The 12,678-nt window shown below is 55.6% G+C and carries 9 protein-coding genes; 1 reads left to right on the top strand and 8 read right to left on the bottom strand.

The genetic code is table 11. The features are described from left to right. Window positions 1-4: 4 nt before the first annotated feature. Together KHQ23_RS15010 and iolE are read right to left on the bottom strand one after the other, a co-directional pair. A complete protein-coding gene (locus KHQ23_RS15010; RefSeq protein WP_004142667.1) occupies window positions 5-1,177 on the bottom strand; it encodes a Gfo/Idh/MocA family protein in 1,173 nt (390 codons plus the stop codon). Next, window positions 1,174-2,094, bottom strand: coding sequence for a myo-inosose-2 dehydratase (gene iolE, locus KHQ23_RS15015; RefSeq protein WP_002892496.1), 921 nt, complete (start codon window positions 2,092-2,094; stop codon window positions 1,174-1,176). The genes KHQ23_RS15010 and iolE overlap by 4 nt, the downstream gene beginning before the upstream one ends. A 572-nt stretch (window positions 2,095-2,666) precedes the next feature. Here iolE and KHQ23_RS15020 point away from each other — a divergent pair. Further along, a complete protein-coding gene (locus KHQ23_RS15020) occupies window positions 2,667-3,092 on the top strand; it encodes a hypothetical protein (RefSeq protein WP_004191485.1) in 426 nt (141 codons plus the stop codon). A gap of 76 nt (window positions 3,093-3,168) precedes the next feature. Here the strand turns inward: KHQ23_RS15020 and lysS are convergent, their stop codons facing one another. The 6 genes from lysS to KHQ23_RS15050 all read right to left on the bottom strand — a co-directional run bounded on the left by lysS (window position 3,169) and on the right by KHQ23_RS15050 (window position 12,617). After that, the gene (gene lysS / locus KHQ23_RS15025; protein WP_002892491.1) at window positions 3,169-4,686 is read right to left on the bottom strand and encodes a lysine--tRNA ligase; all 1,518 of its coding nucleotides are present in this window, start codon (window positions 4,684-4,686) and stop codon (window positions 3,169-3,171) included. 331 nt (window positions 4,687-5,017) lie between these two features. Next, entirely contained in the window at window positions 5,018-6,493 is a 1,476-nt protein-coding gene (dtpD, locus tag KHQ23_RS15030) for a dipeptide permease DtpD (RefSeq protein WP_004151795.1), read from the bottom strand. Between the two features lie 59 nt (window positions 6,494-6,552). Next, on the bottom strand, window positions 6,553-8,700 hold the full coding sequence (cadA, locus tag KHQ23_RS15035) for a lysine decarboxylase CadA (protein ID WP_002892486.1): 2,148 nt from the start codon (window positions 8,698-8,700) through the stop codon (window positions 6,553-6,555). A gap of 82 nt (window positions 8,701-8,782) precedes the next feature. Next, window positions 8,783-10,117 carry a cadaverine/lysine antiporter gene (cadB, locus tag KHQ23_RS15040; protein WP_002892484.1) on the bottom strand — a complete coding sequence of 445 codons (1,335 nt, stop codon included), beginning with the start codon at window positions 10,115-10,117 and terminating at the stop codon, window positions 8,783-8,785. A 365-nt stretch (window positions 10,118-10,482) separates the two neighbouring features. Next, entirely contained in the window at window positions 10,483-12,051 is a 1,569-nt protein-coding gene (gene cadC / locus KHQ23_RS15045) for a lysine decarboxylation/transport transcriptional activator CadC (protein ID WP_047694405.1), read from the bottom strand. 293 nt (window positions 12,052-12,344) lie between these two features. Further along, the gene (locus tag KHQ23_RS15050) at window positions 12,345-12,617 is read right to left on the bottom strand and encodes a DUF1471 domain-containing protein (RefSeq protein WP_002892402.1); all 273 of its coding nucleotides are present in this window, start codon (window positions 12,615-12,617) and stop codon (window positions 12,345-12,347) included. Window positions 12,618-12,678: the final 61 nt, after the last annotated feature.

Consider the following 12,678-nt stretch of genomic DNA (forward strand, 5'->3'; position numbering starts at 1 on the left):
CTCCTTAGTCTTTAACCACGTTCACCCAGCGACGGCTGGCCATCGAGGCTTCAATCGCCGACAGCACGCGCTGATTCTGCAAACCAAATTCAAAGTTGGGATAGCAGTCGCCCTCCCCGCAAATCCCCTGCACCAGGTCATGCACTTCGATCACCTTGACGTCAAAATAGCCCAGCCCGCCGCCGCCAAAATCGAAGCCGAAGAAGCCGGCATAGGCCGGGATCTGGCTCCCGGCATACAGCGTCTTAAAGCCGCGGTCATGTTTGTCATCGTTGAAGCGATAGACCTGCAGCTCGTTAAAGCGCTCCCCGTCCATATACAGCGTGCCTTCGGTGCCGGAGACCTCCCAGAACACGCCGAAGATCCGCCCGGCGGCGATGCGCGAGGCCTCAATCACCCCCGCGGCGCCGCTGTCGAAATTGACCAGGCACTGAACCTGATCGTCATTTTCCACTTCCCGCCACTCGGCATCGGCCGCGACCCGGCTGGCATACCCGGCATCGGTTTGCGGCACCGGACGCTGGCGCAGGCAGGTTTGCGCGCTGGCGGTCACTTCACGGATCCCGCCCAGCAAAAACTGGGCGACAGACAGGGTATGGGCGCCGAGGTCGCCAAGCGCCCCGCTGCCGCCGAGGGTTTTCGAGCAGCGCCAGGACCAGGGCAGGTTCGGGTCGTTATAAAACCCCTGATCAAAGGTGCCGCGAAAGCGCACCGGTTCGCCAATATCTCCCCGGGCGATAATCTGCTTTGCCAGCAGCGCCGCCGGCGTTTTGATGTTGTTAAAGGCCACCATGGTCTTCACCCCCGCGCGCCGTGCCGCCTGCGCCATCTCCTGCGCCTGCTGCTCATTGACCGCCAGCGGCTTCTCGCAATAGACATGTTTACCCGCCGCGATCGCCGCCATCGCCATTGTGTAGTGCAGATGGTTCGGCGAGGTGATATCCACCACATCAACCTGCGGATCGTTTACCAGCTCGCGCCAGTCGCCGTAGGCCTTTTCCGCCCCCAGTTTCGCCGCGTGGCGTTCGGCCATCGCCTGATCCTGATCCGCCAGCGCGTAGAGATGCGGGCGCTTGGGCAGATCGGGATAGAACATCGCCGCGCGACGGTAAGCGTCAGCGTGTGCCTGCCCCATAAAACCTGAGCCGATAAGGCCAATATTTAACCGCGCGCTCATGATGCGTACTCCTCTGACGATGAAGGGGAAGATAAATGGTGCGCCAGCCAGGCATAGGCGCGGCTGGCGGTGGCCAGCGGCGGCGCCATCGCCGGGTCCTGCTCGGCTTCGATAATCAGCCAGCCGCGGTAGTCGCTGTCCCGTACAAAGTCGAGGATCGGCGCATAGTCGATGCAGCCGTCGCCTGGGATGGTAAACAGCCCGGCACGCACCGCCTCGTTAAAGCTCAGGTTTTCACGATACAGACGCCCCAGCACCTGCGGACGCACGTCTTTCAGATGCAGATGGCGGATACGGTGGCCATATTTGTGCAGTACGCGCGGGATCTCGACCCCGGCGACAAAGGCGTGCCCGGTATCAAACGCCAGCCCGACGTTGTCATGGGTGTGAGACAGAAACCGCTCCAGCTCGTCATCGTGCTCCACCAGCATCATCAGATGATGGTGATAGGCCAGCTGGAGGTCATAGTCGCGCAGCAGCAGGTCAGCAAAGGTATTCAGCTTGTGGCAATACGCCGCCAGGCTGACGCGGCTTAACGGCGGCGAGAGCGAAATAGGCTCATCAAGCGGGGTTTCACCTGGCAGTTGCCCGCATTCGCCGTAAACCATCACCTTCGCGCCGAGCTGCCGGAGGAGCTGGGCGTGCTCCCGCACCGCCTCCAGCTCCGCTTCCACGCTGCGGTCGGCCAGCATGCCGCTGTACCAGCCGGACGCCAGGCGCAGGTCAGCCGCCGCCAGCAGCGGGCCCAGGGTTGATGCCTGGCGGGGAAATTTCCGACCTAACTCAATGCCCTGATAGCCCGCCTCCCGCGCCTCGCGCAGGCAGGTATCCAGGGGAATATCACCGCCTAAATCCTCGAGTACATCGTTGGTCCAGCACAGGGGGCTCACGCCCCACCGCAGTTGCTCTGTCGCCATCTTGTTCTCCTTTCCACCCTGTGGTCTTGTCTGGCGTCACTATAAGCAGGCGACGACCGACGATGAAAACGGAGAAATGATGGAAATCCATCATTGCGCTGGCGGTATATTCGCTATTTCAGGTAACCCTGAAAAATAAATGGAAATAATGCTTGCCGCCGGCTTATTTTGTGGATAAAAATTACTGGCTTAATAACCCGCTTCAGAGGTTATCCCTTTCATTCAAAATATGATGATAGCAATATGAAAAAAAACTCAACACCGCACCAGCGCGGGCTTTTGCCGTGCACCAAGGACAGACCTGCTGTTATTTGCCTGAATGACACATAGCCGCTTTTAAAACATCAAATAATTAACATTCTCTCTGCAATAATATGACAAGCAGTGGGAAGGTTGGCTTGCGAAATAAGCATGAAACTTTGATGTTTTACTAATAAATAACCCCAGAGCCTCTTGCTAATTACTTATCAGGACTGGTTGGGTTATTTTATTCTGACGCCAACGGGAGAATACACCAACGTGTATCCCTCTCTCTGGCCCGGCACGCCGCTATCGCGATGAGAAACAATAAGATGAATAAGACCTGGCTTTTCACCACCCTCACCCTGGCGCTGGTCGCCGCCGCGCCGGCCCACGCCATTAGCGCGAAATACCGGGAACAGCTTGAACGTTCCGGCTGCACGCAGATGACCGACGGGATCACCTGCGATATTCATAAAACCAAAGCCGAGAATGCCGCCGCCGCACAGCACGCCGATAGCGGCTTCGGCCCCTGGGTGGGCACCTGGTATGTTTATACGGAGTATGGCGATAAAATTGATGAGATTACCGTCACCGCTAAAACGGTGAAAACCCATGGTCATCTGGTCGAGGCGGCGAAAGCCAGCCAGGGTAAACTGACCTTCCGGGTGAAAAGCTCAGCCTTTACGCTGAACGACGCCTTTAACGGCGTATGGGCAAACGGCAGCCAGCGCGGCACGTTGCAAAAAGTCCTGTAATAACATCGCTCTGCCGACAGGCCGGGGATAATGCAGACAGAACCTCCCGGCGCAGGCCGGGAGGGAGTGCAATGGATTACTTCTGCGGACGCATGGCCGGGAAGAGGATCACGTCGCGGATGGTATGGCTGTTGGTAAACAGCATCACCATGCGGTCGATACCAATACCCAGACCCGCGGTCGGCGGCAGGCCGTACTCGAGGGCGGTCACGTAGTCTTCGTCGTAGAACATCGCTTCGTCATCGCCCGCCGCTTTGGCGTTCACCTGATCCTGGAAGCGCTGCGCCTGGTCTTCGGCATCGTTCAGCTCGCTGAAACCGTTACCGATTTCGCGGCCGCCGATGAAGAATTCAAAGCGGTCAGTGATTTCCGGGTTGACGTCGTTACGGCGCGCCAGCGGAGAAACTTCCGCCGGGTATTCGGTGATGAAGGTCGGCTGAATCAGATGCGCTTCCGCCACTTCGTCAAAGATTTCGGTAACTATGCGTCCCAGCCCCCAGCTTTTCTCTACCTGAATACCGATAGATTCCGCCAGCGCTTTCGCCGCGTCGAAGTTATCCAGATCCGCCATGTTGGTTTCCGGACGGTGTTTCTTGATCGCTTCCCGCATGGTCAGTTTTTCAAACGGCTTGCCGAAATCAAACACCTGGTCGCCATACGGCACTTCGGTTTTGCCCAGCACCGTCTGCGCCAGGGTGCGGAACAGCGACTCGGTCAGTTCGATCAGGTCTTTGTAGTCCGCATACGCCATATATAGTTCCATCATGGTGAACTCTGGGTTATGGCGTACCGAGATCCCTTCGTTGCGGAAGTTACGGTTGATTTCAAACACGCGTTCAAAACCGCCAACCACCAGACGTTTCAGATACAGTTCCGGCGCGATGCGCAGGTACATATCGAGATCCAGGGCGTTGTGATGGGTGATGAACGGACGGGCTGACGCACCGCCAGGGATCACCTGCATCATCGGCGTTTCGACTTCCATAAAGCCGCGGGCCACCATGAACTGGCGCATGGTGGCGAGGATCTGCGAACGGATACGGAACGTATGACGCGACTCTTCGTTGGCGATCAGATCCAGATAGCGCTGGCGATAGCGAACTTCCTGATCCTGCAGGCCGTGGAATTTATCCGGCAGCGGGCGCAGGGCTTTGGTCAGCAGGCGCAGCTCGGTGCAGTGGATCGAGAGTTCGCCGGTTTGCGTTTTGAACAGCTTGCCGCGAGCGGCGATGATATCGCCGAGGTCCCATTTCTTAAACTGTTCGTTGTAGACGCCTTCCGGCAGGTCATCGCGCGCCACGTACAGCTGAATGCGGCCGCCGACGTCCTGGAGGGTGACGAAGGAGGCTTTGCCCATCACGCGACGGGTCATCATCCGACCAGCCACCGCAACTTCAACGTTCAGGGAAGCGAGTTCATCGTTGTCCTTCGCATCGAATTCAGCATGCAATTGGTCAGAGGTATGATCGCGACGGAAATCGTTGGGGAAAGCTACGCCCTGCTCACGCAGCGCAGCCAGTTTTTCGCGACGAGCTTTCAGTTCATTATTAAGGTCAATGGCCTCATCGGCACCTTGTGCTTGTTGTTCAGACATATGGATTCCTCATAACCTTGCTTTCAAACTAGCTTCGATAAATTGAACCAGGTCACCCTTCCGCGCGGCCTGTCTCTGGGAAGACACCAGAGCACAATCTTAACGATCCTGGATTCACTCCAAGCTGATCTCACTCAGCTATGGCTTCAGTAACGGTATTTTTTATCGTTGGCCTCCGCGCATGCCAGAATATCCTCCTCCTGTTCAATAAGCTGTGCAAGGAGCGACTTCGCGCTCCGCTGTTGAGGTAATGCCCCCGGTCGCGCTGCGCTTACCGGGGCTACGAATCGCGGCCCGGACAAAGTGTTTACGCCACGAGCCGGGACGAGCGTCAGGCGCCGCCGCCGGTAATTTCACCGGCAGCCGCACGACGTTTGCCGACGCTACAGGCCGCGGCAAAGGCGATAATGACCATCACCGCCACGCAGCCGAGGGTCCATTCGCCCATCTGCGCGAAGAAATGCTGATAGGCGGCAATCGCCGTATCGCTGATTTGCGATTCGGTGGTTTGCTGGGCGACCACGCCCGCCAGCCAGTTGGCCACCGCGCCGGTGGCCAGCATATAGATCCCGGTCAATACGCCGGTGACGCCGGGCATGTTCAGACGGGTGATTTGCGCCATCGCCACCGGGTCGATAAACAGTTCGGCAAAGCCCATCATCGCCAGCCCGGCGACCATCATGCCCATCGAGGCCTGACCGTCAGCCGCGCCATGGCGGGCATTGAGCGCCAGCAGCATAAAGCCGCCGCCCATCAGCAGCAGGCCGAAAGAAAATTTCAGCCAGACGCGCAGCACAGAACGCACGCTGCCTTCCGGGCGCATCAGCCACGCCAGCACCACGCCGGCCGCCATCACCGCTATCGCGTTAACTGACTGGAACAGCGCGGTCGGCACGTCCCAGTTCAGCAGACGACGATTGACGAAGTGGTCGATAAACAGGCTAATCGAGCTCCCGCCCTGCTGCGCCAGCACCCAGAACAGCGTTCCGGCGAGCATCAGCAGGACGATCTGCCACAGCGCGCGTCGATGCTCCGGGGCTTTGATCATGATCCGCGCCACCATCTGGGCGGCGAACAGGCAGACGATCGCCAGCAGATAGCCGGACCAGTTGTTTTGCAGCAGTAGAGTGAAAAATACCGGCGCCAGGCAGAGCATCACCAGCAGCCAGCCCCAGGTCGGCAGCACGAACTTAACCGCCCGCAGCGCCGGTTTATCGACGCCGCGGGTATGCCGGAAGTGGCGGCTGCCGCTTAAGAAAATCATCAGGCCGATAAACATACCGATCCCCGCAAGGGCGAAGCCGATATGCCAGCCGTACCACTGCGCCGCCAGTCCGCAGGCGATGGGCGCGGCAATCGAGCCGACGTTGCCGGCGGCGTACAGCAGCGAGAAACCGCCGTCGCGACGCGGGTCGTCGTGAGCGTACAGTTCGCCGAGCAGGCAGCTGATATTGGATTTAAACAGGCCGTAGCCGCAGATGATGATCGCCAGCGCGACGTACAAACTCCATGCGGAGGTCGACTCAACGCCCAGCACCACATGGCCGAGGGTCATCAACAGCGCCCCGGCAATTACCGCCGTGCGGTTGCCGAGCAGGCGGTCGGCAAGCCAGCCGCCGAGAATAGGGGTAACGTAAACCAGAGATGCGTAAGCGCTGAACAGGCTGATGGCGTGGCTGTCGTCGAAGCCAAGCTGGTGGGTAAGGTAAAGGATGAGTAAGGCGCGCATGCCGTAAAAGCTGAAGTACTCCCAGATCTGGATCGCAACGATGTAGTAAATCGCGCGCGGCTGTGAGGGTGTTTTCATGTGTTCTCCTTGCAGCGTGAAAAAGGGAAGTGGCAAGCCACTTCCCTGGTGTGCGTCTATTACTTGTTATTCTCTTCTTTCAGCACTTTAACGGTGTAACGACCATCCGCCTGACGATAGGCGCCGTGGATATCGGTTTCGAAGCCTGGATAGTGGGCGCCGATTTCGCACAGCATCTGCAGGAACTCCAGCACCGGACGGCTCTCTTCGGTGATCATCTCACCCGGCATCACCAGCGGCACTCCCGGAGGATACGGCAGGATCATGTTGGCGTTGACGCGGCCGACCATCTCTTCGAGATACACTTCTTCCGTCTGACCGTGCAGCTCTTTCTGGAACGCGGCATACGGGGTCATCACCATCGATGGCAGCACTTCAAACGCGCGGAACATCAGATCCGGCAGGTTGTGATGCTCAATCAGTTTGTGAATGTTCTGCGCGAGGTCCTGAATACGCATGTTTTCATAGAATTCAGGATCTTCACGGTACAGCGACGGCAGCATGTTTTTCACCCGCAGGTTCAGGTCGAACGCGCGTTTGAAGTCGGTCAGCGCACGCAGCAGGCTCAGCGCTTTAGTCTTATCGATACCGATACTGAACAGGAACAGCAGGTTGTACGGACCGGTTTTCTCTACCACGATGCCGTGTTCGTCGAGGTATTTCGCTACGATGCTTGCCGGAATACCGAAGTCATCCATGGTGCCGTCTTTCTTCATCCCCGGAGTCAGCAGCGTGACTTTGATCGGGTCGAGGTACATGTGTTCATTATCGATGTTTTTGAAACCGTGCCATGCGCTGTCGGAACGCAGCGGCCAGCATTCAGGACCATCGATATGCTCCGGCTGCCAGACGTCGAAGAACCAGCCGTCAGACTCGCCTTTCAGACGTTTGATCTCTTTACGGAACTTGATGGAACGTTCAATAGAGCCGTCGATCAGACGCTTACCAGCGTTCCCCTTCATCATCGCCGCCGCGGTTTCGGTGGAGGCCACGATCCCGTAGTGTGGAGAGGTGGTGGTGTGCATCATGTAGGCTTCGTTGAAGGTCTCTTCGTTTACGTCGCCTTTCACATGGATCATCGACGCCTGGGAGAACGCCGCCAGCAGTTTGTGCGTGGACTGGGTTTCATAAATCACTTTCCCTTCGACGCGGCCGCCGCTCATCCCGCATTTGCCTTCATAGATCGGCGAGAAGTTGGTGTAAGGCACCCACGCGGAGTCAAAGTGGATGGATTTCACATCCAGGGTTTTCTTGATGAAGTCGGTGTTGTATAGCAGACCATCATAGGTTGAGTTGGTGATAACCGCGTGTACCGGCCAGGTCGCATTCGGCGTCTCTTTCACACGCTTGGCGATAGTCGCGTGCTGGAATTCGCTCTGCGGAATACCGCCGAGGATACCGTAGGCGTTACGGGTCGGACGGAAGTAGATCGGCGTAATGTCGCTCATCATCATCAGGTGAGTCAGCGATTTGTGGCAGTTACGGTCAATCAGCACGGTGCTGCCGGCCGGCGCGGAGTACATGCCGACGATTTTGTTAGCGGTAGAAGTACCGTTGGTCACCATGTAGCTGCGTTCTGCGTTAAACACGCGAGCGATATACTCTTCCGCTTCTTTGTGCGGGCCGCTGTGGTCCAGCAGGGAACCCAGTTCAGAAACCGAAATGGAGATATCGGATTTCATGGTGTTGGAGCCAAAGAAATCGTAGAAGATGCTGCCTACCGGGCTTTTCTGGAACGCGGTACCGCCCATGTGGCCTGGGGTACAGAAGGTATATTTACCTTCACGGACATATTTGAACAGCGCTTTGGTCAGCGGCGGCAGAATGGTGTCGATGTATTCGTCAGTGTTCTGTTTGATTTTGTTCGCGATATCTTCCGCAGCGCCCAGCGCATATTCGAAGAAGCGAACCTGCATGCGCAGATCGTTCAGGCTAACGTCCAGAGTGGAGTAGGTGTTAGCGAACGCATACAGCGGCATGTACTCGTTCATTTTGCTGATTTCTTCGCACAGTTCGAGATTGTATTTATCCCAGTCGAAGATCACGCCGCACAGACGAGAGTTGTTTTCAATAAGTTTTAATAAGTCGTCACGGTCGTTCGGGTAGACAATACGGAAGTCCAGGCGTTCGAGAGCACGATGCAGTTCACGGATGGGTTCTTCTTTGAAGTAAACCCCCATGTGATTCATGATTGCAATAACGTTCATAGTCAAATCTCCAGATGTAGAAAGCCCCTCCCGTCGCGTGATGACAGGTGATGGAAGGAGCCTCAGGAAAACGGGTTGCTGATTAGTGCGCGTTAGCGGTGGTGTTGTTATCCGATGCGTTGTTCTGGCGCTGGTGCATTTTGCGACCGTAGAACATCAGGATAATCAGGCTAACGATGAAAGTGCCGGCCAGTTCGAAGGAGCTTGCGCCCATCAGCGCGATGAAGCAGAACACGCAACCCAGTACCGAACAAATCAGGCTAACGAAGTTACGGATGTTGATGCCTTCGAAACGAATCAGGTCAACACAGGAGTAGAAGTAAGGCAGCATGGTCAGCAGTACCGCGATACCGGTCAGTTCGCCGAACAGGTCAGAGGCTTTACCACCGGCGGAGTTCATCAGGGTAATCAGCACCATCAGCGCGGTCATTTTCACTGCGGCCAGCAGCAGGCCTTTTTTCGGAATACCGTTGTTATCAACTTCGCCATACACTTTCGGGAAGTTACCGTCGTTGGCGGCACGTACACCGGCCTGGCCAACCAGCATCATCCACGAGCCCAGAGAAGTCAGGCAGGCAAAGGCGGTGAAAGCGGATACCATCGGTGCAGCCCAGCCGCCGAGGATGGTAGAGGCGCTAATTGCGAACGGCGCACCGGACGCGGCCATCTGAGAAGCAGGATACATACCGGCGATAACCTGAGTCGCGGCGATGTAGACGATACCGGCCATCGCAGTGCCCAGCATGGTAGCCAGCGGCACGGTACGTTTCGGGTTTTTCACCATCCCGGTACTCACGGCGGCGGATTCTACGCCAACGAAGGCCCACAGGCAGAGCAGGATACTTTTAATAACCGCGTGGCTATCGGTGGTGCTGGAGGTATTCCAGTTCGCCTGATAGGTAGCGACATCAAACCAGTGCCAGCCGACGACCGCGGTCATGACTACCGGAATAAGCACCAGTACCAGACCAATGGTGGTCAGACGGCTGACCCAGGTCCCGCCCAGCATATTAACGAAAGTAAAGATCCACACGATGGCAATACAGGCAATACCTGCTGGCACCGGGTTATTTAAAATTGGGAAGAACGTAGAGAGATAAGAAACTGCGGTAATCCCGATGGCCAGGTTACCAATCCAGTTTGCATGATAATAAAGGACACCGGTCTGGAAACCGAACGCCGGAGATATTTCGCCAGCGTAGGCAATAGGACCGCCCTGCTGCGGGTTTTTAGTGGCCAGTCGGGCATAAACATAAGCCAGAGACATCGCACCAATAATTGAAATTACCCAGCCCCAAATGGCAATACCACCGATGCTGGCCAGGTTCGCAGGTAATAATGCAATCCCGCTCCCCATCATATTACCGGCGACGACACCGGTACAGGCAAATAGCCCGATCTTCTTGGCAGAACTCATGGTTGTTTTTCTCCTAAGTTTATTTGGGAGGTACAGATCATGATACAGAACCATTAATTGACCCGACCAACTGCCAACAAGATTACTGATTTGTACGAGATAAGTCCTAAAGATAAAGTGATATAAAAACAAACATCAGACAAATGATATTTTGACCTTTTTCGCTTAACATATAAACATGACAACCGGGTGTCAGAAAAAGATAAACATCGTTGTATTACAGCAAGTTATAAGAAGCAGAGCGTGTTACCTGACTGTTATTTAAAGCCTCCTGAATGCTAAATAAAAATAACAACAAGAGGCTTCATGAGAAACATAAATTTAACCTCACCATGCCCAAAACCTTGCACATGATGAGGGTTTACTTATTCTGAAGAGAGAAAGTTGTCGAGATATGGAACTACTCGGTTAACCGACGTCTGGAAAACCCCATTTTCAATCCAGTACAGGGTATCTTCGCCAGGACGTAAATTAAACGCCGTGATGTAAGAATCGGCAGCCAGACGGTTCTCACCTTTCATCTCATAGACTTTGCCTAACAGCACATAATTTAGCCATGACATCTCTAAATCAATCGCACTATTAATTGCGGTATTTGCTTCGTCGACTTTGCCCTTCCCCAATGAATCCACCGCTTTTATTTGATAATAAATCGCCATGTCTTTTATACCCGGCATCGCCCCTACCCGCTCGACTTCACTGTAGAGGGCGGCCAGCTGTTTATCGTCAAGCGGCTGTTGTGAATGGCGCAATACATCCACCAGCGTTTTTTCGGCATAGGCGTAAATAAAATCCGGCGCCCGCTTAATCACATCATCCAGCAGGCTACTGGCCTTACTTAATGAATCGACATCGCCCTTCATTAACAGCTGATGCGACTGGTAGAAATAGGTTAACGCCACGCTTTGCGAGGGCTGATATTGCCTGAGCATCGCCTGCATTCGCGCCGGCCACGGCTGCGCCAGGGCATCCGACAGGCTGTTCATCAGATCGTTCTGGATGGTCAGCTGGTTATCGTTGGTCACAAAGTAGCGCTTATCCAGCATCGTCGAGCTGTCGGCGTTGTCCACCAGCTGGACCGACATAAAGCACTGCTGCGCCCGATAATGGCGCTGATTAACGAACTCAATGGTCAGCGTTTTGCCGGAACTGCTTGGTTCATTGATGTTGTAGTCCGTTTTGTCATGCACCATAAAGGTCGAGAAGGTGTTCAGCGAGGTGGTGATCAGGCTGGCCAGTCCTACGGCGTAGGAGTGCTGCGACGACCAGTTAGCGCAGGAGTTGCCATTCACCAGGTGGATATCGATATCGCGCGGATTGAGCAGCAGACGCGCCTTGTTGACCGGCGGCCGCGATTCCATGCTCGACAGCGCCACCAGCGCCACGCAGGTGCCCAGCGCCAACAGGAACAGCCCCCACACCAGGGCGGTAGTGAGGCGCTTGCGGCCTGACGGCGCGCTGGCCACGGTAGGAGCCGGTGGCGGCGCGGCGGCATCAGGGAGAGGGACAGAGACGTCGGATGGCGCACCGGCGGCCGGCGGCGCAGGAACGGCGGTCGACGGCGAAGGCGTCAGCGCCTCCATCGACGGGGCTAGCTCCTCCCCCTCTTCGGTGCACCAGATCACCGGCACCGTGAGCTTATACCCCCGTTTGGGTACCGTCGCGATGTACTCAAGGCTAACGTCGTCGCCGTCTTTGAGCGACTTGCGCAGTTCAGAAATACTCTGCGTGACGACGTGGCTGGTCACAACGTTCCGGGTCCAGACGTTTTCGATAAGCTCGTCCCGGCTAAGCACTTCCCCCGGATGGCGGGCAAAAAAGACCAGAAGATCGATTAAACGCGGTTCAAGGGTAAGCTGGCGCCTCTTCCTGCTGATTTGGTTTACAGAGGGGGTTACCAGCCATTCACCGACGCGAACAACAGGTTGTAGCATACAAGAAAGCCCCAGACAAAAAGGGAAAGGCGCGATGATAACACATTTGTCCTACCTATTTTTGCCAGGGGTCACTCCCTCAGGCATTAGGTCAGAATTGGCTCTTTATTAACAATAAAAAGCAATAATTCATTAACATCGTGATCATGAAATCTATATATAGCGATAAAAACGCATTTCCGCTGCCGCTATTGCCTAAGGCAATTCCGATAGCAGAAAAAAATAAGCCTGGAGGCTTAACGCGCTCCAGGCTCAATGCGTTGCGCGCCGATACGGCACGCTTTAAAAAAAGGTTATTTATACACTTCCGCTGTGGCTTCAAAGTTAGGGCCATGCTCACGCGCAGCGGTGATCACGTAGTACTTTCCGCCTTTCTCATCGGCCAGCTTGGAGAGCTGATCGTGCAAATCGGAAGGCGAAGAGAATTCGCCACCGGACGGCCCCACCGAGATCGGCCCGACTTTGGTCAGTTTGAAGTGTTTCACTTCTTCTTTGGTAATCAACTGCGCGGCGGAGGCGCCAAATGCAACGGCGGAAAGGGCTAACGCGACTATCACTTTTTTCATCCTGCAATCTCCTTGGAATTAGCCTTCAGTCAGGCCCTTTCAGTATAGACGGCGATTTACT

Source organism: Klebsiella sp. 64, assembly GCF_018223915.1.
Taxonomy (GTDB): Bacteria; Pseudomonadota; Gammaproteobacteria; order Enterobacterales; family Enterobacteriaceae; genus Klebsiella; species Klebsiella pneumoniae.